At 54.0% G+C, this 24541-nt stretch carries 24 protein-coding genes, 1 pseudogene and 1 riboswitch; of the genes and pseudogenes, 11 read left to right on the forward strand and 14 right to left on the reverse strand.

Features of this window, described 5'->3' with window-relative positions:
• Positions 1-33: 33 nt before the first annotated feature.
• Both HF685_RS09865 and HF685_RS09870 read right to left on the reverse strand, forming a co-directional pair.
• Positions 34-873 carry a GGDEF domain-containing protein gene (locus HF685_RS09865; protein ID WP_168819653.1) on the reverse strand — a complete coding sequence of 280 codons (840 nt, stop codon included), beginning with the start codon at positions 871-873 and terminating at the stop codon, positions 34-36.
• Positions 874-1015: 142 nt separating this feature from the next.
• Positions 1016-1939: a LysR family transcriptional regulator gene (locus HF685_RS09870; protein WP_168819655.1), complete on the reverse strand. Its 924-nt coding sequence runs from the start codon at positions 1937-1939 to the stop codon at positions 1016-1018.
• A gap of 105 nt (positions 1940-2044) precedes the next feature.
• Here HF685_RS09870 and HF685_RS09875 point away from each other — a divergent pair, with 105 nt between their 5' ends.
• Both HF685_RS09875 and HF685_RS09880 read left to right on the forward strand, forming a co-directional pair.
• Entirely contained in the window at positions 2045-2473 is a 429-nt protein-coding gene (locus tag HF685_RS09875; RefSeq protein ID WP_168819656.1) for an MAPEG family protein, read from the forward strand.
• Between the two features lie 29 nt (positions 2474-2502).
• Positions 2503-3018 (forward strand): DUF1993 family protein, encoded by a 516-nt coding sequence (locus HF685_RS09880; RefSeq protein WP_168819657.1) that lies wholly within the window; start codon positions 2503-2505, stop codon positions 3016-3018.
• 12 nt (positions 3019-3030) lie between these two features.
• Here HF685_RS09880 and HF685_RS09885 read toward each other — a convergent pair whose 3' ends face one another.
• Both HF685_RS09885 and HF685_RS09890 read right to left on the reverse strand, forming a co-directional pair.
• On the reverse strand, positions 3031-3777 hold the full coding sequence (locus HF685_RS09885; RefSeq protein ID WP_168819658.1) for an energy transducer TonB: 747 nt from the start codon (positions 3775-3777) through the stop codon (positions 3031-3033).
• A 64-nt stretch (positions 3778-3841) separates the two neighbouring features.
• Positions 3842-4966, reverse strand: a complete 1125-nt coding sequence (locus tag HF685_RS09890) for a YeiH family protein (RefSeq protein ID WP_343040042.1) — start codon at positions 4964-4966, stop codon at positions 3842-3844.
• A 73-nt stretch (positions 4967-5039) separates the two neighbouring features.
• Positions 5040-5124: riboswitch (ZMP/ZTP riboswitch) on the forward strand.
• A 20-nt stretch (positions 5125-5144) separates the two neighbouring features.
• Between HF685_RS09890 and HF685_RS09895 the strand changes: the two genes are divergently transcribed.
• Both HF685_RS09895 and HF685_RS09900 read left to right on the forward strand, forming a co-directional pair.
• Positions 5145-5837 (forward strand): DJ-1/PfpI family protein, encoded by a 693-nt coding sequence (locus HF685_RS09895; protein ID WP_168819659.1) that lies wholly within the window; start codon positions 5145-5147, stop codon positions 5835-5837.
• A gap of 50 nt (positions 5838-5887) precedes the next feature.
• Positions 5888-7096: an MFS transporter gene (locus HF685_RS09900; protein WP_168819660.1), complete on the forward strand. Its 1209-nt coding sequence runs from the start codon at positions 5888-5890 to the stop codon at positions 7094-7096.
• Here the strand turns inward: HF685_RS09900 and HF685_RS09905 are convergent.
• From HF685_RS09905 to HF685_RS09925, 5 genes are all read right to left on the reverse strand, one after another.
• Positions 7093-8097: an NADP-dependent oxidoreductase gene (locus HF685_RS09905; protein WP_168819661.1), complete on the reverse strand. Its 1005-nt coding sequence runs from the start codon at positions 8095-8097 to the stop codon at positions 7093-7095. The two genes, HF685_RS09900 and HF685_RS09905, sit on opposite strands and share 4 nt — an antisense overlap.
• 95 nt (positions 8098-8192) lie before the next feature.
• Positions 8193-9569, reverse strand: coding sequence for an L-serine ammonia-lyase (locus HF685_RS09910; protein WP_168819662.1), 1377 nt, complete (start codon positions 9567-9569; stop codon positions 8193-8195).
• A gap of 9 nt (positions 9570-9578) precedes the next feature.
• Positions 9579-11459 (reverse strand): DUF885 domain-containing protein, encoded by a 1881-nt coding sequence (locus HF685_RS09915; RefSeq protein ID WP_246218576.1) that lies wholly within the window; start codon positions 11457-11459, stop codon positions 9579-9581.
• A 171-nt stretch (positions 11460-11630) separates the two neighbouring features.
• A complete protein-coding gene (gene groL, locus HF685_RS09920; protein WP_168819664.1) occupies positions 11631-13283 on the reverse strand; it encodes a chaperonin GroEL in 1653 nt (550 codons plus the stop codon).
• Positions 13284-13334: 51 nt separating this feature from the next.
• Positions 13335-13622 (reverse strand): co-chaperone GroES, encoded by a 288-nt coding sequence (locus tag HF685_RS09925; protein ID WP_168819665.1) that lies wholly within the window; start codon positions 13620-13622, stop codon positions 13335-13337.
• Between the two features lie 330 nt (positions 13623-13952).
• Here HF685_RS09925 and HF685_RS09930 point away from each other — a divergent pair, with 330 nt between their 5' ends.
• The 7 genes from HF685_RS09930 to sppA all read left to right on the forward strand — a co-directional run bounded on the left by HF685_RS09930 (position 13953) and on the right by sppA (position 19546).
• Positions 13953-14249 carry a BufA1 family periplasmic bufferin-type metallophore gene (locus HF685_RS09930; RefSeq protein ID WP_168819667.1) on the forward strand — a complete coding sequence of 99 codons (297 nt, stop codon included), beginning with the start codon at positions 13953-13955 and terminating at the stop codon, positions 14247-14249.
• Positions 14250-14309: 60 nt separating this feature from the next.
• Positions 14310-15191 carry an MNIO family bufferin maturase gene (bufB, locus tag HF685_RS09935; protein ID WP_168819669.1) on the forward strand — a complete coding sequence of 294 codons (882 nt, stop codon included), beginning with the start codon at positions 14310-14312 and terminating at the stop codon, positions 15189-15191.
• Complete coding sequence (locus tag HF685_RS09940) at positions 15175-15912, forward strand: HvfC/BufC N-terminal domain-containing protein (RefSeq protein WP_168819671.1); 738 nt, start codon at positions 15175-15177, stop codon at positions 15910-15912. Before bufB ends, HF685_RS09940 begins: the two co-directional genes overlap by 17 nt.
• A gap of 3 nt (positions 15913-15915) precedes the next feature.
• Complete coding sequence (locus HF685_RS09945) at positions 15916-16374, forward strand: DoxX family protein (RefSeq protein ID WP_168819672.1); 459 nt, start codon at positions 15916-15918, stop codon at positions 16372-16374.
• Between the two features lie 30 nt (positions 16375-16404).
• Positions 16405-16929: a sigma-70 family RNA polymerase sigma factor gene (locus HF685_RS09950; protein WP_168821468.1), complete on the forward strand. Its 525-nt coding sequence runs from the start codon at positions 16405-16407 to the stop codon at positions 16927-16929.
• Between the two features lie 13 nt (positions 16930-16942).
• The gene (locus tag HF685_RS09955) at positions 16943-17584 is read left to right on the forward strand and encodes an NrsF family protein (protein WP_168819674.1); all 642 of its coding nucleotides are present in this window, start codon (positions 16943-16945) and stop codon (positions 17582-17584) included.
• Positions 17585-17656: 72 nt separating this feature from the next.
• Positions 17657-19546 (forward strand): signal peptide peptidase SppA, encoded by a 1890-nt coding sequence (gene sppA / locus HF685_RS09960; RefSeq protein WP_168819676.1) that lies wholly within the window; start codon positions 17657-17659, stop codon positions 19544-19546.
• On the opposite strand, the gene HF685_RS09965 is transcribed toward sppA, so the two are convergent.
• The 5 genes and pseudogenes from HF685_RS09965 to odhB form a co-directional block, all read right to left on the reverse strand.
• Positions 19519-20151: a trimeric intracellular cation channel family protein gene (locus HF685_RS09965; RefSeq protein ID WP_246218577.1), complete on the reverse strand. Its 633-nt coding sequence runs from the start codon at positions 20149-20151 to the stop codon at positions 19519-19521. The genes sppA and HF685_RS09965 overlap by 28 nt on opposite strands.
• 102 nt (positions 20152-20253) lie before the next feature.
• On the reverse strand, positions 20254-20931 hold the full coding sequence (locus HF685_RS09970; protein ID WP_246218578.1) for a PepSY domain-containing protein: 678 nt from the start codon (positions 20929-20931) through the stop codon (positions 20254-20256).
• Positions 20918-21706: a hypothetical protein gene (locus HF685_RS09975; protein WP_168819678.1), complete on the reverse strand. Its 789-nt coding sequence runs from the start codon at positions 21704-21706 to the stop codon at positions 20918-20920. The genes HF685_RS09970 and HF685_RS09975 overlap by 14 nt, the downstream gene beginning before the upstream one ends.
• A gap of 52 nt (positions 21707-21758) precedes the next feature.
• Positions 21759-23164 (reverse strand): annotated as a pseudogene (gene lpdA / locus HF685_RS09980) (dihydrolipoyl dehydrogenase).
• Between the two features lie 89 nt (positions 23165-23253).
• Positions 23254-24522: a 2-oxoglutarate dehydrogenase complex dihydrolipoyllysine-residue succinyltransferase gene (gene odhB, locus HF685_RS09985; protein WP_168819680.1), complete on the reverse strand. Its 1269-nt coding sequence runs from the start codon at positions 24520-24522 to the stop codon at positions 23254-23256.
• Positions 24523-24541: the final 19 nt, after the last annotated feature.

Genomic DNA, 24541 nt, shown 5'->3' on the forward strand with positions numbered 1-24541 from the left:
AACTGGCCGGAAATTTCCTGGCTGCGTTTGCGGTCAGGCGCTGCGAACAACCCGCTTGAGCGGACCTGCCGCTTCATAAAACGGACGTGGTTTTGAACGCATGCCGGGTTTATAGAGTACGCACTGATTGCGGCCGCGTCTTTTGGCTTCGAACAAAGCGGTGTCGGCATTGCGCATTGGCAACGCCCTCTCATGATGGGGCGATACACCTGTGATTCCGATACTGACTGTCATCCTGTGACGCACATTTTTCTGGGGTTCAAAAATTATGCTTTCGATTTCGTGGCGAATCATCTCGGCAATAATCTCGCCTTCCGCCTCGACGGTATCCGGCAGCAATATTCCGAATTCTTCGCCGCCAATCCGTCCGACCAAGTCATCCTTGCGCAGCATCCTCTTGAACACCGTTGATATTAGTATCAGCGCTTTGTCGCCTATAGGATGACCATAGCCATCGTTAATATCCTTGAAGTGATCGGCATCAATGATCAGCAATACATTGGCGCTTGAAGCCATTCGCCGCTGTTCAAACTCGGCCAGGAAATGTTCGCGATTAAAGAGTCCCGTCAATCCGTCATAGCTGGCTTTATGTTCGAGTGTCTTGTTCGCATCGCGCAATTTTTGCCGCGCCTCTTTCAACCGCATGGCAACAAGAGCCACTTTCCGGCGCTGTTTTGACATATAGAAACTGAGCGGAATACTAATGCCCCAAGGCACAGTTATGGCCAAGGCCATAGCGCCCCAGAATCTCTCATCGAACCCGAAAAACAGGATATAGAGCGAACCGGTAATTGCAAATGACAACAGCACGGCGATGGCAGAGATAATGCTGGCCTCGCGAATCTGTGATGTGTCTTTGGAAAATCTTACCATAGAGCAGCTGATAAAGCGGATAGATTGCATTCTTATGCAATTACATGGTTAACTTTCGTTACACGGGCCGGTGCTTTCGAGCGGCAATCCGGTCAGAAAATGATTAACGCGACTGTCCCGCCAGGTTGGGTGGCACGTTGCTTCACGGGACAAGTTGACCGGTTAATTGCTGCTTGTGTTCCCGCAGGACTTTCTCGGCAAATTCCATAAACGCGCGCACCCGCGCCGTGTTGCGCAAATCATCATGGGTCAAAATCCAGATGTCACGGGATGGTGTCGGCACGCGCTCTGTCGCGCGCACAAGATCGGGATGACTATCGCCCGCCATGCACGGCACAGCGATAAGGCCCATTTTTCGCGCCGCCATCTCCAGCTGCAAAGCAATACTTTCGAAATTTCCCCATACCGGAACCCGCGCAAATTCTGTATCTTGTGTCCAGTCAGGATAACGGCTTTCGCGATCATTCCAGCCGAGCCAGCGTGCCTCATCCGGATGGTTGACAAAATCATGGCCCGCGAGATAATCCGGGTGCGCATAGATGGATGTTGTATAGGCAAAAAGCCTCTTGCCAACCAGTGTTTGCGGCGGATTATTGTCCATGCGAATAGCAACATCCGCCTCACGCCTGGCTACATCCAGCAGATCATAGCTTGTGATAATCTCAAGCTCCAGTCGCGGATATTCTTCGCAAAATTCCGCCAGATGCGGTGCAAACAGCGTGGTCGCGAAAGGCTCTGCCATGGTTACCTTGATTGAACCTGACAGCTGATTATCACGACCGACAATTTGCCGCTCCACCGTCACCAGATCGTCATTGAACTGCCCGGCAGCGCGCGCCAACTCCTCGCCCGCCTGGGTCGGAAAATAGCCTTCTGGCCTACGCTCGAACAACGCGGCATCCAACGATCGTTCCAGTTGCTCGATCCGCCGACTAACGGTTGAATGATGCACCTTGAGCACTTTCGCCGCCGCCCGAACCGTGCCGGCAGCCATAACTTCGCGGAATGTTTTAACATCTTCCCAGTCCATGAAGCGATTACTAATCGAAAAGCGCGGAAATAGCATGGCTAAATTTTGCACCATATAGGTGCATCTAATACAATAGACATAGGATTTTTGAGCCGCTATCGACGATGTACAAATGATGCATAAATTTGCGAGGGGGAGCCAATGACTATACCCGTTATCGCCGCAGCCACTGGCGCAATCATTATCATTTTGCAAGCCTTGCTCATGGTTATGGCTGGAGCTTATCGCGCAAAATCCGGTATAAATATGGGCACCGGCGATGATCCTGTTATGGAACGAAAAATTCGCCGTCACGGCAATCTGGCCGAAAATGCGGGGCTGTTCATTGCGGTGCTTGCTCTTGCGGAGATGACAGTGGTTCCGGATAATATTGTCCAGATCATTGCGATAGTTTTTGTTGTAGCCCGAATTTCCCATGCCATTGCGCTGTCCAGCGTGGCCGGGTCACATGGTGGCACTAGTGGCAATGGCGGAAAGTTTTTCGTCGTCGCTCGAGTTATCGGTGCCTTTGGAACGCTTGCTTCTTTTCTTGCGCTCGGTGGATTTTTGCTCAACGGCCTTATTCGATAACCAACTTTGCCATCTCTTAAGGAAAACCCATGACCATCACCCTCTCTGAAACTTTCAAAGGTGCCACCGCCCAGGCATTCCGCGGGCTGACAAACGTGCTCAAAAAAGCAAAGGCCGAAGCGGAAAAAACCGGCGCACCGGAAGCCGCATATCTGGATCACCGGCTGTTTCCCGATATGAATGACATGAAATGGCAGGTGCAGATGATCACCGAATTTGCCGTGCGCGGCGCGGCGCGGATGACCGGCGTTGCCACCGAAGACTTACCAAACCTGCCGATGGAAGGCGATACGTTTGATGCCTTGATCGAACGGATAGAAAGCTGCGGCGAGACTTTTGCCAAGGCGGATGACACCGTGATTGATGGCAATGCAGATATGAAAATCTCGATGCCGGTTGGCCCGGAACAGACCATGGAACTGGACGGCAAGACTTATGTCATGAGCTTCTACCTCCCCAACCTCTTCTTCCATGTCACCACCGCCTACAACATGGCCCGCACTCAAGGTGTGCCGGTTGGCAAGCGAGATTTTATGGGAATGTGAACGGATAGGCGCTCAGTTTTTGCGCCGCCCGTGCCACCAATCCTGCCGCCATCCGTAAGCTGCACGTATGCCTTTACCCTGCGCGTCGCGAGCAGGTTCGAACCGGAAACGGGTCGTAAGCAGCCGGCAGGTTTCATTGTCGAGCTCCGCATAGCCGCTCGATTGCCTGATTTCGCAAGCTGTCGCCCGGCCATCGGGTTCGACCATGAAGCGTGCCACGACTGTTCCGCCGACTCCGGATTTCCAGACAGCGCGGGGAATATCCTTACGGGTGATCGCACCGGATTTATGAGCGGGCCCGGACACCATCCCACCGCCGCCTGAACCATCACCGCCGCGTCCGCTGCCCGTGCCGTCGCCAGCGCCACCTGCACCGAAGCCGGGGCCCTTCCGGTCTGACGCACCAGCAGTGGCATCATTGCCGGGTCCGGGCTTTGGTGCAGCCCGAACCGGGGATTTCACTTTCAATTTCACTTTAGGCTTTGGCGCCACAATCTGTGTCGGTTTGGCCTTCAGGTTTTCTGCAGACGCAGCGCCTTCGGCCTCCTTCGCCTCGGCTTTTTTCGGTGCAGGTTCTCTAACTGGCTCGGGCGGCGGTTCCGGTGACAGGGCGATCACCTTGAAGCCGTCGCTCACTGCGCTGGATATATCAACGCCCGTTCCACTGACCAGCGCATAACCCAGAACGGCATGGATCACGATGACCGCAACCAGCGACTTGATCCGCTGGCTTCCTTTGTTCTGGTTCACATAACTCATCGGTGTACCCTAGCGTGAATGGCTGAACAAGGGCTGGCTATCGGGCCAAATCAGCCTGTTTGCATTAAAGCAGCATGGCAGCTCCGAGCGCCATGAAAAACGCTACTGCCGTTGCCGCGATAACCGGCACAAAGCTGCGCCACCCTTGGGTCAAAAGCGCGCTCATGTTGGATTTCATTGCCGTTGCTACGACCGATAGAAGCAGCATCCAGGACGCCAAATCCTGGCTATATCCAACCAGAGTGCCGGGCAAATTGAACATCGAGTTTACCAGCACCAGAAGAATAAACCCGATAATGAACCACGGCAGGCCAAAGCGCGGCACTGCGCTACCAAGAGTGACATCATCAGCTCCCGTTTTTTTGGCTTGCGCGCGCAACCAGATGGCAAAAATAGCGACAAGCGGGGCTAGCAGCGCAACCCGCGTCAGCTTGACAATAGTCGCAATCTCGCCGGCGGCTTGCGAATAGGAAAAACCGCCGCCAATCGCCTGTGCGACATCATGAATGGAAGCGCCAATCAGAAAACCGGCCTGCCTGTCGCTCAATTCCAGTATCCCGGCAATGGCGGGATAAAAGGCCAGCGCCATCGCGCTCATCATGAAAATGCCGACCAGCACCAGAGTGAAACGCGCTTGATCAATCCGTTTTTCGCCGATCAAACTCCATAAGGCCAATGCTGCCGACGCCCCGCAAATGGCGGTCGCGCCGCCAGCCAGCAGCCCAAAAAGCATATCCTGTTTCAAAAATTTCGCCGCCAATATGCCCGCTGCAATCACGCTGAGCATGATCACCAGTAGCGCCCCGAACGCAGGCAGGCCGAGAGCGCCAAATTGCGCCAATGTGACCTTCGCACCAATCAAAACTATGCCGATGCGCAACAGGGTCTGCGAAGCGAAAGTGAGTCCGGGCGCGAGGCGCTTGTCCTGATTAACAAAATTCAGACCCAGCCCGATCAGCAAGCCCATCAGGATTAGCGGCACGCCATAATGTTCACTCAGCCATGCCGCCGCGAGCGATGCGATGAACGCCAGCAAAAGGCCGGGGATCGTTTTGCGGATGGTGGTGGGCCGGTCATCTGCCGTGATCAGCAGCTCACCATAAAGATCTGCGCCCATTGGCAAATTGCGTGCAGGCTCGCTCATCTGGCCGGGGAAAATCGCGTGATCATCAACGAGCAATATGGCCAAGCCAGACTGATGGCAAGACTGTTAGCATGACCCGCAAAAGCAGTTTGTGCATGAAGCTCCGTAGTGCTAACAACCCGTCTTCCGCAACTGGCGAGATCAAGGTGGACTACCACCGGGGAGCGGAAATATTACTACAGCCGATCGCCTGGGCATTTCTTGGAATAAAGGAGAATGCTCGATGACCGATGCTTTCAGTGCACCCAAACCCTTCCACATCGTCTTCCTGATCTTTGACGGGATTACCCAGCTTGATTTTACCGGCCCTGCGCAGGTTCTGGCACGCTTGCCAGGGGCGGTAATCCACACAGCCGTCAAAAAGGTGAAACCAATTCAGACGGATAGCGGCTTTGCAATCCTGCCTTCGACCAATTTTGCCGATTGTCCGCAAGCAGACTTGCTTTGCGTCCCAGGCGGGTTTGGCACCCGCGAAGTGATCCAGGATCAAGCGACAATCAACTTTGTGCGCGATCAGGCAAAGGGAGCGCAATATGTCACCTCGGTCTGCACCGGATCGCTGACGCTCGGCGCGGCAGGACTGCTCAATGGGAAACGCGCGACAAGCCACTGGGCCTATACCGACCTGCTCGAAAAGTTCGGCGCGCGCCATGAAAAGGCGCGGGTGGTCAAAGATGGCAATGTGATTACCGCTGGCGGTGTGACATCCGGCGTTGATTTTGCCCTGACGGTCCTCGCCGAGGTCGCTGGTCAACAGCTCGCCGAAGCGGTGCAACTCAGCCTTGAATATGACCCTAACCCGCCGTTTAACAGCGGCCATCCCGATATTGCCGATCCAAAATTGATCACCGCGCTGCACGAACGCGTTTATGGCAAGCAAGCGTCGGACTTGGCTGACATAATAGATAAGCTATAGCGAAGAATATTGATTTCCGCTTTCGGTCGAATGGGTTAAGCCAATCGGGAATGTCCGACCCCGATAAATCCGAAAACACCGCACCGCCGCGGATCAGCGAGTTCAAGCTGTTTCTGTTCGCTCTCGCCTCTGCGGCGGTGGTTGCCAATGGCTATTATATCCACCCGCTGGTCACACCGGTGGCGGAAGAATTCGGCGTTAGCGGCGCGACCATCGGGTTGGTCCCGGCGTTCAACCAGATTGCGCTGGCGCTAGGCATTTTGCTGCTGCTGCCGCTCGGCGACCGGATTAACAATCGCAAGCTGGTGACGATTTTTGTCATCGGTCAATTTTTTGCGATGCTGACCATGGCTTTGTCCGGCAGTTTCATGCTGTTTGTTACCGCCTCATCGCTGCTGGGGTTTTTCACGATAACGCCCTATTTGTTGCCGGCCTATGTGACGCAGCGCGTCCGCCCGGGACGCATCGGCCATGTCACGGGGATTATGACTGCCGGCGTCACCCTGGGAATATTGGTCAGCCGGGTCGGCGGCGGATTGCTTGGCCATTATTTCGGCTGGCGCTCGGCCTTTTGGGTGGGTGTTGGGTCTATGGCCTTGCTCGTGATCTTGTTGCCGTTAATTATGGAGCGCAGGCAGGACGAGAATCCGTCCGGCGTAGAGCCGCCACGCTATGGCGAATTGTTGCGCTCGCTCTGGCCAATAATGAAGTCTTTACCGGAAGTCCCTCTCGGCGGGCTGATGCAGGCGCTGTCCTTTGGGCTGTTTCTCGCCCTATGGCTCGCTATCGGGCTGCATTTGCCGCGCAATGGTTACGGCGTTGATACGGTCGGCTATCTTGCTATCATAGCGGCGATAAATGTTCTCGCCTCGCCCTATGCCGGAAAATTCGCGGACCGGATCGGCGCTGAACGGGCGCGGGTCTATTTTTCTTTTCTCCAGTTGGTGGGCGTGTTCATATTGCCGTTTGCCGGACAAAATCTCTGGTTGCTGGTGATAGCAATAATCTTCAACACGTTGGGCGGCGCTTCTATCGATGTCTGCAGCCGGACGATCATGTTCAGCCGCGCGCCCGAAATCAGAACCCGGTTGATGACCATCTATGTCGTCATCATGTTCATCGGCGGCGGAATATCCAGCTGGCTGGGAACAGCGACCTATGAATTTTACGGCTGGGGCGGGATTTCAACAATGGCGATCATTTATGCACTATCAATCATGGGATTGGCGCTATGGGGTTTAGGCTTCAAAAAGTCCTAGAGCTTCACCAGAACCTTGCCGATATTAGCGCCGGTAAAAAGCCTTTCATAAGCATCAAGCGTATTCTCCAGCCCCTCGGTGACATCAAACGGCATCTGTAATTTGCTGTCATCCAGCCAAGTCTTGAGCTGCGCTGTCAATCGCTCTCCCTGGTCCATAAAGTCGGGCGAGAAAAAGCCGATCACCGAAAGTCGCTTCATGAGGATCTGGTCAAAATGTTCAGGACCGCGAGCCCGCCCGTCGCCGCTATATTGCGCCATGAGTCCGCATAGCGCGATACGCCCGTATAACGCCATGTTGGGGAGCACCGCATCGAGTATCGGTCCTGCAACATTATCGAAATAGGCGTTTATACCGTCCTGTATCTGGCCTAGTTCCGCGCCAATATCGGCGGTCTTATAGTCAATCGCCTTGGTGATACCGATCTCGTCCTCAAGCCAGCGGCACTTCTCTGCACCCCCCGCGAGACCGTAAACATTGCAACCTAATATTTTGGCGATCTGACATGCCAACATCCCGGTCGAACCCGCCGCAGCGGAAACCAGCACATTCTCTCCGGGCTGAATTTTTGCTGTCTCGATCAGACCCCAAAGCGCAGTCCAGCCGTTCATGCCAAGCACTCCGAAATGCTGGCGGATGTCTTCGACGCTATCATCAAGTTTGAATAGACCGCCCAGTTCTGCGTGAACAACCGACTGGTCCGACCATTGCCCGAAACCGCGCACCAGATCGCCTTCGGCAAAACCCGCTGCATTGGAGGCGGCAACATATCCCATCGTCAGACCTGTGATTGGCGATCCCAACGGCAGCGGCGGATTATAACCGTCTTCCCGCGCCGTCATCCACATGCGGGTGCCAGCATCCATCGAGAGATAGATATTTTTCACCAACACCTCGCCGTCAGCAAGCGGCGGTATCTGCTCCTCAACCAGCCTGATTGCGGAAACAAAGTCGTTACCTTCCGGACGGCTTTCCAGTTGCCAGATTTGTCTTGTTGTCATTGCTTGTTCCCCATCGGGTAGATCATTCCCCCGAGAAACATAACCTAAAGCAAAATCACGCTTGGCCCATTGGCGATATTAGGAGGGGTGCGCGCTCAGCATTCCACCAGATTGACAGCCAATCCGCCTTGCGATGTTTCCTTGTAGCGCTCGGACATATCCAGCCCTGTCTTGCGCATCGTTTCGATGACCTCATCCAGACTGACGCGGTGGGTGCCATCCCCTAATATGGCAAGTCGCGCGGCCTCAATCGCTTTTACCGCGCCAACAGCATTGCGCTCAATGCACGGCACCTGCACGAGCCCCCCAACCGGATCGCAGGTCAGGCCGAGATTATGCTCCATGCCGATTTCGGCGGCATTCTCAACCTGCAGCGGTGTGCCGCCCCAAGCGGCAGTCAAGCCAGCAGCGGCCATGGAACAGGCCACGCCTACTTCCCCCTGACAGCCGACTTCAGCGCCGGATATTGAAGCATTTTCCTTGAATAGCGAACCAATGGCGGCGGCAGTGAGGATGAAAGTCTCAACGCCAGCTTCATCTGCCTTCGGAGCAAATCTTTCATAGAAGCGCAGCACCGAAGGGACGATTCCAGCGGCTCCATTGGTGGGGGCCGTCACGACTTTGCCGCCCGCCGCGTTTTCCTCGTTCACCGCCAGCGCCCAGAGGTTCACCCAATCGAGAATTGTAAGCGGGTCAGATAATGCCCGCTCCTGACGTTCCATCAGACGTCCGTAGATCAACGGGGCGCGGCGTTTGACTTTCAAACCACCTGGCAGGATACCGCCATTCTTTATGCCACGATCGATACAGGCCGACATGGCATCAACAATTTTTCTGATATCGCCACTGATCTCGTTGTCGCCCTTTGCCGTCCGCTCATTATTGCGCATGATATCGGCAATCGAAATATTCTTGTCTGCTGCAATTTTGAGGAGGTCCGCGCCGGAACAAAAAGCATGCGGGACGTCCCACAGACCAGCTTCAGGATTATTGGCTCCGATCTGGTCTTCATCCAATATCGCCCCGCCTCCAACCGAATAATAGACGCGGGTCTCGACCAGCGTATCACCATTAAACGCGTTGAAACGCATCGCATTACTGTGAAAATCGAGGCGCTTTTTCTGGTCGAAGATGACGTCTGCATCTTCGTTAAAAGCAATTTCGTGTTCACTGTTCAACCTGATTCGCTTTGTTCCACGAATTTCGCTCACCAAAATGTCTGCAGCATCCGGCTCGATTTTTTCGGGCTTTTGCCCAGAGAGACCAAGCAATATCGCGCGGTCCGTAGCATGGCCCTTGCCGGTCAATGCCAGCGAACCAAAAAGCAGGGTTTCCAGCCGCGTGACCTGTGCCAGCTTCCCAGTCTCAGCGACGCGACCGATGAATAACGCTGCCGCCAGCATCGGTCCCATCGTGTGGGAACTGGAAGGCCCGACACCAATTTTAAAAAGTTCAAATGTGCTAGCGACCATATGGCTAACTCAAGATGCTTTTTCGTTGGCGATCCACTGGTCGATCACCTTCTCCAATATGTTCAACGGAACCGAGCCGCCGCCCAGAACAGTGTCGTGAAAGCCGCGAATATCCAATTTATCGCCGAGCTCTTTTTCCGCTTTGGCCCGCAACTCAAGAATTTTTAGCATCCCGATTTTATAGCTTGTCGCCTGCCCCGGCATCACTAGATAGCGCTTCACTTCGGAACGAACAGCGGTTTCCGGGATTGGCGAGTTGGCGAGGAAATATTGCACCGCTTTTTCCTGGCTCCAGCCTTTGGAATGCAGCCCGGTATCGACAACCAGCCGGATTGAGCGCCACATCTCCGTCGTGAGGCGTCCGAAATCGGAATAGGGATCGGCATAGGCACCCATCTCCTTGGCCAGAAGCTCGGAATATAACCCCCAACCTTCGCCGAAGGCGGGGATATACCCGCCCTGGGCACGGAATTTAGGGATGCCTGTCAACTCCTGCGCGATGGAAGATTGCATGTGATGGCCGGGATTGCCTTCGTGATAGGCAATTACTTCCAGACTGTGGATCGGCATCGCCCGCATATCGGAGAGATGCGCATAATAAGTGCCTGGCCGCGATCCATCCGGCGTTCCGGTGCGATAATGCTGGGCCGCGCCGTCCTGCTCGCGGAAAGGTTCGACGCGTTTGACGACCAGATCGGCTTTGGGCAGGGTTCCGAAAAACTCCGGCAATTTGGTTTTGATAAAAGCCAGATGCTTCTCGGCGGCGTCAATATAATCCTGCGCGCCTTTGTCGTCTTCAGAGAAATAAAACTGGTCGTCTGCGCGCAGGAACGCGAAAAATGCCTGCAAGTCGCCCTCGAAATTTACCTTGTCCTTGATCGCTTCCATCTCACCGCGAATACGCGCCACTTCACTCAGGCCGATGTTGTGAATTTCATCGGCGGTCAGATTGGTGGTGGTCTGGTTCGCTAGCCGGTAGTTATAAAACGCCTCGCCATTGTTCAGCGCCGATACGCCGCGCGCCTCGGCATCGCTATTGGGTAGGTCAGCTTTGAACCAGTCAATAATCCGTGCGTAGGCTGGTTGCATCTTGGTGGTGAGCGCCTTTCGCGCTTGCTCGCGCAATGACTCGGCGCGCGCTTCGGTGATCGTCTTGCTCTCCACTAGCCCGGCGATCTTCTCCAGTGTATCTTTCCAGATCGCCGATGGCTCCCCTTTTGTGAACGGCGCGCCGGCTGTTATCTTTTCCGCCTGATTGATAATTTCCTCGTAGGAAAAGCGCGGTGGCCGTGTGCCTGCCTTGGCATTTTCATAGGCCAGATCGAGCAATTGGTTCAACGCCCGCCCGCTTTGTTCGAGGCGCGATATATAAGCAACCATATCCGCCTCGCTTTCGACCCGGTGCTGGTTGATCAGAAATGTGGGGATAAAGGCATGGGTGCCATTAAAATGATGCAACACATAGTCGTTTGAACGAAATGGCACCGCCGCTTCGGCCTGCGCCAGCCGGAACAGCCACATGTCCCATGAGATTTTCGCCTCCGGGGTTAGCTTATCGTAGTCAAATTTACTTTTCATCTCCTCGGTCGCAGCACGTCGCCATGCCAGCTGACGATCTTCAGCGGCGGTGCTGAAATCGTCAAGATCGCCATAATTTGTTTTTCGGCCGAGCGTAGTCTGGCGGATCGGGCTATATTCCAGCTCTTCCTCAAATTTCTGGTCAAACCAGATGTTGAGGCGATCGCTTTCGGTGGTGGCAATCCCCTCGACGGCAGTTTGAGTATCTGGTGCCTTGGAATAGACGACTGTTTGAGCCGCCGCCAACGAACCGGTCGTTATGAAGGCGGCCAGACCAACGGTGGCCATAAGCATCTTGAGTGTTTTGGTCATAATACAGAATCCTCATCTAAAACTTTATCGGGACACCATTGCACAGACCGGGTCTCTTTAAAATAACCGGAAATTTTTTAACCGATCCCAACACAAAAAAAGGGCCGGAAGTCTCCTTCCAGCCCCACTGTTTGTTTCGGCGTTAGCTTGGTGCCAACGGATTTGGGTTTTTTAGAAACCCATTCCGCCGCCCATGCCGCCCATGCCGCCCATGTCAGGCATGCCGCCGCCAGAAGACTTGTCTTCTGGCAGTTCGGCAACAGCTGCTTCGGTGGTGATCAGCAGACCGGCAACCGAAGACGCATCCTGCAAAGCAGCGCGCACAACCTTGGTTGGATCGATCACGCCAGCTTTCACAAGATCTTCGTACACATCGGTTGATGCGTTAAAGCCGAATTCCTTGCTCTTCTGGTCGAGCATTTTGCCAGCAACAACCGCGCCGTCAAAACCGGCATTTTCAGCAATCTGGCGAACGGGAGACTGCAGCGCTTTACGAACAATGTCGATGCCGCGGGTCTGGTCTTCGTTGATGCCTTCCAAGCCTTTAAGGGCTGAAGTAGCATAGAGAAGCGCAGCACCGCCGCCTGGGACAATGCCTTCTTCAACAGCAGCACGGGTTGCGTGCAGCGCATCGTCGACACGGTCTTTCTTCTCTTTCACTTCGATTTCGGTCGCGCCGCCGACTTTGATCACAGCAACACCGCCAGCGAGTTTCGCCAGACGTTCTTGCAGTTTTTCTTTGTCATAATCGGAAGTGGTTGATTCGATCTGGTTACGGATCGCTTCCACACGCGCCTTGATGTCTTTCGACTTGCCAGCACCGTCCACGATGGTGGTGTTGTCTTTGTCGATCGTGACGTTCTTGGCTTCACCAAGCATGCCCAGTGTAACGCTTTCCAGCTTGATGCCGAGATCTTCGGAGATCATTTCACCTTTGGTGAGGATCGCGATATCTTCGAGCATCGCTTTGCGGCGATCACCGAAACCAGGTGCTTTCACCGCTGCAATTTTCAGACCGCCGCGCAGCTTGTTTACGACCAGAGTAGCAAGCGCTTCGCCTTCAATATCTTCAGCGATAATCAGCAAAGGCCGTCCGGCTTGCACAACAGCTTCCAGAATCGGGAGCATAGGCTGCAGGTTGGTGAGTTTTTTCTCGTGGATCAGGATGTATGGATTTTCGAGGTCCGCAATCATCTTGTCCGGATTGGTGATGAAGTAAGGCGAGAGATAACCGCGGTCAAACTGCATGCCTTCAACAACGTCTAGCTCGAAATCGAGACCTTTGGCTTCTTCAACCGTGATCACGCCTTCTTTGCCGACTTTTTCCATCGCTTCAGCAATTTTCTGACCGACTTCAACATCGCCATTGGCTGAAATAATACCAACCTGTGCGATTTCTTCGCTGCCCTTGACGTCTTTCGAACGCTTCTTGAGATCAGCGACAACTTTATCAACCGCAAGGTCAATGCCGCGCTTGAGATCCATCGGGTTCATGCCGGCAGATACAGACTTCATGCCTTCTTTGACAATCGCCTGAGCAAGCACTGTAGCCGTGGTGGTGCCGTCGCCAGCAACATCATTGGTTTTTGATGCAACTTCGCGGAGCATCTGCGCGCCCATATTTTCGAACTTGTCTTTCAGTTCGATTTCCTTGGCAACCGAAACACCGTCTTTGGTGATGCGCGGCGCGCCAAATGATTTGTCGAGAACCACGTTACGGCCTTTAGGGCCGAGGGTTACTTTAACGGCATCAGCCAGCGTGTTTACACCTTTAAGGATGCGTTCGCGGGCGTCACGACCAAATTTTACGTCTTTACCAGCCATGTTATTTTCCTCTGGTTATGAGATTGATTGAATGAAAAAAGAAAGAACGAACTACTCGATGATTCCGAGAATATCGCTTTCCTTCATGATGATCAGGTCTTCGCCTTCAACGGTGACTTCGGTGCCGGACCATTTGCCGAAAAGGATGCTGTCACCCTTTTTAACATCAAGGCCGGTAACTTTGCCGTTGTCGTCTTTCAGGCCTTTGCCTACTGCGACAACTTTACCTTCGGAAGGCTTTTCCTGCGCACTATCCGGAATGATGATTCCGCCAGAGGTCTTTGAATCGGCCTCGATGCGGCGAACCAGTACACGGTCATGTAATGGACGAAATTTCATATATTTCCCTTTCTTGTCCTGTCATTCATTCCAGCGGGCCAGCGGTTGATCGCATGGGCCATCAGGAATGGTTCAATGAGGATTAGCACTCGTCTTGGGTGAGTGCTAACGGAGCCGATGTAAGCGCTAATCATTCCGGGTCAAGAGAAATAGCGAAATTTTTTCCACAATTTTTTGTTGGATTTCTGGGGCTTTGCGATTCGTTTGCGAGTCAATCCGCAACTTTCCGTGATTGGTGCCGTAACTTTTTTGCAGGCGGCGGCGAATGGCTTGATGAGCGTTTGAGAGAGCGTTCACCATTAATCCCCCACTTCCTGAGAGGAAAATACAATGTCTAACACCCTTATCAAATCAACCGCTGCTGCCGCGGCCCTAGCCGCCTCTGCGACCCTTTCTCTATCGGCAACTGCTGCCGAAGCTGCTGGCGCGAAAGAAAAATGCTTCGGCGTTGCTTTGGCCGGGAAAAATGATTGTGCCGCTGGTCCAGGCACAAGCTGCGCTGGCACTTCAACCATAAATTATCAGGGTAATGCCTGGAAATATGTTGCCAAAGACAGTTGCGTTAAAATGGGCGGCACGCTCACTGCGCACAAGGGCAATGCAAAGCCTGTAGCCAAAAAGAGCTAAAACGCTTATATTTTGTGGATGAACAGCAATCCTGATCCTCGAATTCCGGCGCGACACACTATGTCATGCTCCCTCCCTCCATCAGGTGGCATAGGTCTGAAATCGGTCCATTATAATGATGTGCTGGATGACGACAAAGCAAAGGAAACACCCAGAAGAAAACCTGGCTGGGTTGAGGTTCATCCACAGAATTACTTCGGTGATGGCGGTCCAGCACATCGTTGGCTCACCGCTATCGCCGAGGTTTATCTGTTGAGCTTTCATAGCGTTGGCCTGTCGCTCGGCAGCGCTGATGGTCTCAACCAATATGATCTGGAGAAGATTGCGGCTCTATGTGATCGTTATCAGCCGGCAATGGTCTCTGACCATTTGAGCTGGAGCGGCAATGCCCACGACCGTTATCCTGATCTTCTCCCTATTCCCTATACACAGGAGGCGCTTGATCATTTTTCGACGCAAATCTCCTGCGTCCAGGATCGACTGCAAAGACCGATCCTGATCGAAAATCCATCGCGCTATCTTTCGTATGCCGATGATGAAATGAGCGAGACGGATTTTATCCACGCGCTTTGCAAACAGGCAGGCTGCGGTCTGTTGTTTGATATCAATAATGTCGAAGTAACGGCGACCAATGTCGGGCTTGATATGGAAGCCTATGTGGATGCGATTGATCCAGCCATTGTTGGCGAGATGCATCTGGCCGGTCATGCCCGCGAAGAACATGAATCCGGACCATTGCTGATTGATGATCATGGCTCGATTGTAAGCGATGTGACGTGGCGTCTCTATAATCGCTTCATTGAACGAGCAGGCCCGAAACCAACGCTGATCGAGTGGGATACTGACATTCCTGAATATGATGTTCTGATGGATGAAGTCAGTAAAGTTGAATCGATTCTATTGCAACATCAACCCGAAGCGCTTCATGCCCTCGCTCGCTGAATCCCAATCCCGCTTTATCGCATGCCTGCAAAAAGGCCCGGCGCATTTTCCCGATGGAATGTTTACAGAAACCAAAGACCGCGCGTTGCTGGGCTTAAAGGCCCATGCCAATACCGTTTCGCACGCGCGTCTGGTCGCGCTGGAAAATGCCTATCCCAAGCTTCACGAGCATATGGGGCACGAGCAATTTCACGCCATTTCGCGGGACTACATTGACCAGCCGCATATTCTGACTTGCGATATGAATACCATCGCCGCAGATTTTGCTGACTTTCTGAGCGCGCAAGGGGCTGGCGGGACCGAAATTGATTTGGCACACATCGAATGGGCCTGGCTGCAAAGCTACCATAGCCAGGAATCCGTTCCGCTCGCGCTGTCAGATATCGCAAGCCTGACTGAAGATGAACTTCTTTCCCTCCCGATAAATGCACACCCCGCAATGTGCCTGATCAGACTCTCAGGTCCCTTGTCATCGCAATTATCGGAACTCGGCACAGAAGCACCGTTTGCACTGATGGTCGTACGCCCCGAAGCACAGGTTTTATTTCACCCGCTGACGGCTGTTGAACATTCAATAGCGCAAAAAATTACAAATATTTCGAATATGGGTAACCTTTTGGCTAACGCCATCGAACTGAGTAGTGGAACCATCGCCATGGGGCACATAATCAAGCTTGTGCAGGCCGGTGCGATAGTGAAACAAGATCAATACGGGGAATGACCTATGACGAATTTGATAAATAATATATTCGAGAAAATCAGCGGTCCGGCTTTTGAGTCCGTCGCGTTATTGCTGGCACGTCTCGGCCTTGGCGGTGTATTTTATCGCTCGGCAACCAGCCGGATGGAAGAAGGCTCCTGGACACAGCTAACTGAAAATGCTGTCTACCAGTTCTCTGAAGCGCCTTTCAACAATGTGCCGATCATCAACGGCGAATTTGGCGCTTATTTCACCAGTTTCACAGAACTCGCCATTGGCCTTCTGTTGATGATCGGTCTGGCAACCCGGCTCAGCGCCGTCGCCGTGCTCGGCATGGCCGCAGTTATCCAATTTTTTGTGTTCCCCAGCTTTGCTCACCTTTGGGCAACGGTAGCGGTCTGGGTAGCACTGGCACTGATCCTGATGATGCGCGGCGGCGGGATGTTCTCGGTCGATAAATTAATCGGACACAAGCTGGGTTGATCAGAAGCGCACCGCAAGGAAAGCTAAGTGATGATCGCCAATGAAGAAACATTGAAGTTGCTCATGATCAAAGCACAGGGCGGTGACAAGCAGTGCTATTCGTCGTTGCTCGTAGAGTGCGAGAAATGGCTACGGCGATATTATGCGCGAAAAATCAACCCGGCGGCGATAGATGATCTGGTGCAGGAAACGCTGATTTCGCTGCATCGCAAACGGTCAAGCTATGATTCCACCAAAGCGTTCTTGCCGTGGCTTGCGGCAATTGGCCGCTACCGCTGGATTGATAGCCTGCGCAAAATTTATCGCCACGACCATGATGAACTTTACGAAGAAATGGTCGCCGATCCGCAGGATGAGGATGTCACCGCCAAGGTAAGTCTGGAGCGTTTGCTCGGCATGATCCCGGACAAACAGGCAGAGGTGATCAACTTGGTCAAAATTGAAGGCCTGAGCATTCACGAAGCCGCGTCGATGACCGGCCAGACGGAATCTCTGGTCAAAGTGAATATACATCGGGGTCTCAAAAAAATGAGCGCCCTTATTGAGAGTGCCTAAAAGGACTAAAGTCATGCGTGAAGTAACAAAGAGCCTGATCGACGGTTTGGTCGATGATCTCAAACCGGTCAAAACGATTAACCCGGTAACCGGATTTGCTGTGGCAGGGCTTTTGAGCTTGGCTGCGCTCGCCGCCGTTTCGTTTTTCATGGGCGTCCGTGATGATCTGGCAATGGGAATGGTGGATGAAATGTTCTTCCTGCGCAGCGGGGTTCTGCTCATGCTGGGTGTGGCAACCTGTCTTGCCGCTGTAAATATGGCACGGCCTGGCGTTGGTAAATTGAACCGGGGCTGGATATGGGCTTTGGCTACTGCCGCGCTCTTCCCGCTCACTGCCGCCATGATGAGCGCAATTAACACACCGCCAGTAGAAGTGTTACGTCCAACATACGGGCTGGAATGTCTTGTCGTCAGCCTGTTATCCGCGAGTGTTATTGGCACCGGTTTAACGCTTTGGCTCAGGCAGGGCGCACCGACATCACCCGAACGCGCTGGCTGGCTGGTCGGCATAGCATCAGGCGCATTGGGCGCGGCGGCCTATAATATCCACTGCCCGTTCAACGATATTTATTATATTGGTCTGTGGTTCACATTACCCGTATTGGCCAGTGCCGTGATTGGTCGGTTTGTCGTGCCGCATCTTATACGCTGGTAATCCGGCACTAAAATATCCATATTGATGGCGGGCTAGTAATAGTGCGCCATTTACTTTTGGAGTCGATGAATAATGCAGTTTGCACGGGCAGCTTGGAAATTTCTGGTAGCGATTAAGGACGGGCTCGTACTCATCGCGATGTTGCTGTTTTTCGCCGCACTCTATGCAGCGCTCTCCGCCCGGCCGAATGCTGCCGCAATTGGTGAGGGGGCATTGCTCCTCAATCTCGATGGCGTGATTGTCGAGGAACCGGCACAGATTGACTTTATGACATTTCTTACCGGCGGCGGGCAAAGCGCCGTTGCCGAATATCGTCTGCGTGATGTCGTGCGAGCGATCAACGCATCAGCGAAAGATGATCGCGTCAAAGCCATAGTGCTAGACCTGAGCAGCTTTCTCGGCGGCGGCCAGACTAGTCTCGCCAATATTGGAGAAGCGCTCGACAAGGCGAAAAAGTCGGGCAAACCGGTCTATGCTTTTGCCAATTTTTACAGCGATGATGCGTATTTACTGGCCTCCCATGCTAACGAAATCTGGATGGATCCATTGGGCGGGATCGTGTTTGCCGGACCAGGCGGCAACCGGCTTTATTATAAAGGCCTGATCGATCAGCTTGGCATCACCGCCAATGTTTACCGTGTCGGAACCTATAAGAGCGCCGTGGAACCCTATTTGCGCGCCGATCAGTCACCCGAGGCCAAGGAAGCATCTCAGGCGCTCGCCGCAGTGCTTTGGGATAGCTGGCAGGCGCAAGTCAAAAAGGCGCGTCCGCAAGCGATCATCGAACCTTATGCCAAAGACCCGGCGGCGTTGATCTCCGCTGCAGGTGGTGACTATGCAAAAATAGCCATCGGGCAAAAGCTGGTCGACAAAATCGGCGACAAACGGGCGTTTGACAAATTTGTTGCCGAGAAGGTGGGCGTCGACGAAATCCCGTCACCCGACAGCTTCAAGGCCATAGATTACGCCAATTATGTCGCTGCAAATCCGGCCGAAGAAACCGGCTCGCCTATCGGGGTCATCACCGTGGCTGGTGAAATTGTCGGCGGTGAAGCGGGCCCCGGCATCGCTGCGAGCGGGCGGATTGCCGAACAAATTTACAAAGCTTTGGACGAAGACGAAATCAAGGCGCTGGTTGTTCGGGTCGATTCTCCGGGCGGCTCGGTGTTCGGTAGCGAGGAAATCCGCCTCGCTGTCGCCGAAGCGAAAAAGAAAAAGCTGCCGGTGGTTATTTCGATGGGCGATGTTGCTGCGAGCGGCGGCTACTGGGTCGCAGCAGCCGGTGATCACATCATGGCCGAGCCAGATACGATCACGGGTTCCATCGGAATTTTTGCAGTTTTGCCGAGCTTCGAAAAAGCACTGTCCAAATGGGGCGTGACCGCTGACGGCGTGCAGACGACGCCGCTCTCTGGCGAGCCAGATTTTGTCGGCGGGTTTGGCGATGACCTCAATACGGTTTTGCAGGCGGGCGTGGAAAATGGCTATGAGGATTTTCTTGCGCTGGTTGCCAAATCCCGCGGAAAAACCCGCGATGAGGTGGACACGATTGGCCAAGGCCGGGTCTGGGATGGCGGCACAGCAAGGCAACTTGGCCTGGTAGACAGCTTCGGCGGGATCGAAGAAGCGCTCGCAGAAGCGGCCAAGCGTGCCAAATTGGGTGAGGGCGAATATTACGCGAAATATCTCGAAAAGCCGCACGGCTTTCGCTGGTTGCCGATTGACGGCCTTCCGTTTGCCAAAACAAAATCTGTACCTGTTACCAGCATGGTCGGCTGGATTGCCCGCCAGCAGAAGTCGAGTTTTGCCAACGCGCTGAGCACAGCACGCGGTCTGCTCGCGAGCGAAGATATGAAGGCATTGTGTCTGGAATGTACTGCCGGTTTTTATCGCGGTGAGGCTGCGAATATCAGCTGGTTTGACTGGCTCAAAAATTACTCGCTGTCTTCCGCGCCGCGATAGGAGGGGAGCGACAGCCCTTTTACGATAGCCATTGCGCGCAAGGCAAATCCTGCGGCGAAGGCGATCAACGCGGCGATAATGCCCGGCATGCCGGTTTGGGCGAACAGCACGAATGAAAAGGCCGACAGTGCCGCTGCGGTGACGTAGATTTCAGGCCGGACGATAATCGAAGGTTCACCGGCAATAAGATCCCGGATAACACCACCAACACTGGCGGTAATAACCCCCATGATCGCCGCCGGCACAGGATCAATACCCAATTGCAATGCCTTCGCCGCTCCGAAAACGGAATAAGCAGCCAACCCGATTGCATCAAACCAGTCCACTGCAGCCGGTTTCCAAAATTTCACAGGCGTCAGCCAGACCAGCAATGCGATGGCGAGACATAAAACGGGGACGCGCGCATCCTGCACCCAGAAAACCGGCGCATCGATCAGCAGATCACGCACGGTTCCGCCACCCACCCCGGTAACCAAAGCGAAGAATGCGAACGTAACCAGGGTCTGCCCGCTCCGCGCTGCCATCAGCGCGCCAGAAGCAGCGAACACGGCAATCCCGAACAAATCAAGCCAGCCAAGCGCATTGTAGAGAATTTCGCTGTTCACTTGCTTTCTCTCTCGACGAGCAACCCCGTTCGTCCTGAGCCTGTCGAAGGACAGCAGATAGCGCGCACTCGTACTTCGACAAGCTCAGCAGGAATGGAAATATTACGCTGCACGCCAACGCCTTCTACGACGGGTAAACAGCATCACAAATCCCAATATCGATCCCACCAGCGAAATCCCCGCAAAGATGATCAATATCGGATGATGGGTATCCTCTCGCGTTTGCAAATCCATAATGTGCAATCCCCACATAAAATCAAACGCCCGCCAGAAATTTGTGCGCACGGCCAGCAGTTCGCCGGTATCTGCATCAATATAGAAACGCGCATCATCGTCAAAAACCACCTGCCAAGACGGCCGTCCGCTGCGCTGGTCCATCGGCGCGTTGTCCGCGCCATATCTTTTGACCGACTTGATCGCGACATTGTCAGATCGTGCTGCTCTCGCCATTCGATCAGCTTCGGTTGCCGAAACCGGGGGGAGCAACGCCCCGGTCAAAGCATTGGCGCGGCGCTTTCCGCCATCGGCATAAGCGACCACCCAGAACGGACCGTCGCTGTTCTGCTGCAAAGTAAGGGTTTTTGCCTGTCTTCCCTCCAGTAACGGCGCGACGGGTTGTATCGCTACAAGAGCCGGTGCCTCGTTCCGCAAATGATTACCGCGCACTTCCTCAATCGGGCGCACCACCATGAACAAGCCGCTAGCCGTCCACAATATTATCGGAACTCCGATAAGCCACCCGAGCCAGACGTGCCAGCGCATGAATTTATGGTGTTTCAATTTCGTTTCTTTCTGTTTCGTACTTGCGGGCGGTCGACAGCCCCATAACGAGTCCATATCCAATAATGGCAGAAGCACCATATCCAATAAGCGGCACCGGATAGGCTCCGAGTAGCGAAATTAGAACAAAACCGATCATCGCCGTCAAAGAAATGGTGAGCGGCAGATGATTTTTGAAATCAATGCGATAGAACGGCATCAGCAAGGCCAGAATAAGCGCAAGCGCCAAAACTGCTGCAAAAAAAGGATGAAATTCCCAGGCGTCCGGAATGACATTTTCAACGAACGGGACACTCTGCAATGGATCAGGCTTTCCCAAGGTCCAGATAAGACCTGCGCCTGCAAATGTCAGCATCCCGAAAACCCACGCATTGCGTTTGACCATCGCCAGAACCAGCACAGCGACAAACAGCGCAAATGCACTGGCCCGGTCAGGCTGCAACGTGACAATAAGACTAACCAGGATCACGCTCAGCAGCGCAATTCGTCGATCGACTAGCGGCAGCATCGCAGCCAGCGCGGGTAGAATAACAACGCCTATGTGCAGCCGTATCGGTCCAAGCCCGATCCAGCGGTGGACGCCGTCAATTTCAGGACTGCTAAATAATGTTCCGCCAAGCAGCAACACACCCAAACCGGTCAACGTGGCAGCGGACCGCTCGCTGGTTGGTCGCTTCAGTAACAATGCAATGGCAATCGCTCCCACGAGTGCCGAGCCATTTACCAATACATAGATAGTCGGCGCATCGGCCAATACCATATATATGCAGCCCATAACGACTGCGACAATGAAACCCGCCAGGCGCGTTAGCTGATGCAGCACCGCGCTAAATATGAATCGGTTTGCCCTGCACAGCCATCGCCGCCTCCTTGATCGCTTCGCTATGCGTCGGATGCGGGTGGCAGGTATAGGCGATGTCTTCTGACGTCGCGCCGAATTCCATGGCTTGCGTGATTTGGGAAACCAGCGTTCCGGCTAGGGAAGAGATGATATGCGCGCCTAGCACCCGGTCGGTTTTCGCGTCGGAAATAATCTTCACATAGCCCTCGGTATCACGGTTCGTCTTCGCGCGGCTGTTACCCGCGAACGGGAATTTTCCAACCTTATATTCGACGCCGCTTTCCTTCACCTCTTCCTCGGTCTTGCCAATCGAAGCAATTTCAGGGTGGGTATAAACAACGCCGGGGATCAGGTCGTGATTCACAATGCCCTGCTGGCCTGCAATAAATTCTGCCGCCGCGATGCCTTCGTCCTCGGCCTTATGCGCGAGCATTGGCCCGGGGTTACATCACCGATTGCGTAGACCCCTTTGACCGATGTCTGGAAATCATGACCGACTTCAATCTGGCCGCGATCATTAGTGGTGACACCTGATTTTTCCAGCGCCAAGCCATCTATATTCGGTTTACGGCCGATCGACACCAGCACAACATCGGCTTCCAATGTTTCACTATCGCCGCCCTTCGCCGGCTCCATGGTGAGCGTCGCCTTCTTGCCCTTCACGGCTACACCGGTGACTTTCATGCCGAGCTTCATGTCAAAGCCCTGCTTTTTGAAAATCCGGTTAGCATCTTTGCGGATATCGCCGTCCATGCCGGGCAAAATCTGGTCGAGATATTCGACGACCGTGACCTTCGCGCCGAGCCGCAGCCAGACCGAACCCAATTCCAGTCCGATAACCCCGCCGCCAATCACAACCATGTGACCGGGCACTTTGGGTAATTCGAGCGCGCCGGTGCTATCGACCACGACATGCTTGCTGTTATCGACTTCAACGCCGGGTAATGGTGTAACCGAAGACCCGGTGGCAATCAGGATGTTTTTCGCGGTATAGCTTTTGTCGCCAACCTTGACGCTATTCGCGCTTTCAAATGCGCCACGCCCCTTGATCCAGTCGACTTTGTTTTTCTTGAATAAAAACGCAATACCGCCGGTCAGTTCGGAAACCGCCAGAGCCTTTTCCGCATGCATTTGTTTTAAATCCAGCTTTGCGCCAGAAATCTTGACGCCGAATTTCTCCAGCGCACCGGAGGAAGCCTCATGATAAACTTCAGAAGCATGGAGCATCGCCTTGGACGGGATGCAACCCACGTTGAGGCAGGTTCCGCCAAGTGTCTCGCGACTCTCGATGCAGCCGGTTTTCAACCCCAGCTGTGCAGCACGAATAGCCGCCACATAGCCGCCGGGGCCTGAGCCGATTATCAGAATGTCATAGTCAAAATTGTCGGTCATTTTTCTTCTCTCACTTCGTCATGCTGAACTTGTTTCAGCATCTCAGGAGATCCTGAAACAAGTTCAGGATGACGAGACGTTGGGTTAGACTAAAGATCAATCAAAAGCCGTGTCGGATCCTCAATCGCTTCCTTGATCCTCACGAGGAACGTAACCGCCTCACGCCCATCAATTAACCGATGGTCATAGCTCAGCGCCAGATACATCATCGGCCGCACGACGACTTCGCCGTTTACCACCACTGCCCGGTCTTCAATGCGGTGAAGACCCAGCACAGCCGACTGCGGCGGGTTGATAATCGGTGTCGACATCAGGCTGCCGAACACGCCGCCGTTAGAAATGGTGAAAGTCCCGCCCGCCATATCCGCCATCGTCAGCGTGCCGTCTTTTGCCCGCTTGCCAAAATCGCCGATAGTGTTTTCAACATCGGCAAAGCTCATCGCTTCGGCATTGCGGATGACGGGAACGACAAGACCGTTGGGCGCGCTCACCGCGACCGAAATATCAACATAATCATGATAGACAATTTCCTCCCCGTCAATCTGCGCATTGACCGAAGGCACGTCCTTGAGCGCAAGGCATGCCGCCTTGGCGAAAAAGCCCATAAAGCCGAGTTTCACGCCATGCTTCTTGGCAAACAGGTCCTTATATTTGCTACGCGTTTCGATCACAGCCGTCATATCGACATCGTTGAACGTGGTGAGAAGCGCGGCTGTATCTTGGGCTTCTTTCAGCCGTCGCGCGACCGTTTGACGCAGGCGGGTCATGCGCACGCGTTCCTCGCCGCGATTGCTGCCGACAGAAGTTGCGCTTGGGATTGGATGCGTGTCGGCCGCCGTCGCCGTGCCTTTGGCAGCCAGCACATCGGCTTTTGCGCCGCCCACTTTCACATATTGCTCGACATCATCCTTGGTCAGGCGACCATCTTTACCGCTGCCGTTGATTTTGCTGGGGTCAACTCCATGCTCAAGAACCAGACGCCGCACTGCCGGTGACAGCGTGATGGACGATGCCGGTTCACCTTGTTCGGCTTTGGCCTCAGCCGTCGTCGCGGCAGTTTTGGCAGGCGGGTCAGTTGGCTCAACGGCCTTGGCTTTGCTCGTCGATGTCCCGGAACCGCTGCCTGCTTCAATGGTAGCGATCACCGCACCCACTTCGACCGTATCGCCGACAGCAACCATGTGCTCACCCATCACGCCCGCTTGGGGCGCAGGCACTTCCAGTGCGACCTTGTCGGTTTCCAGACTAGCGATCGGTTCGTCCGCCGCGACGGTGTCGCCTGGTTGCTTCAGCCATTCGCCCAAAGTGGCTTCGGTGATGGACTCACCCAGGACGGGAACTTTTACTTCTGTTGCCATATGCTAACGCTCTCTTTTC

It is taken from the genome of Parasphingorhabdus halotolerans, assembly GCF_012516475.1.
Classification (GTDB): domain Bacteria; phylum Pseudomonadota; class Alphaproteobacteria; order Sphingomonadales; family Sphingomonadaceae; genus Parasphingorhabdus; species Parasphingorhabdus halotolerans.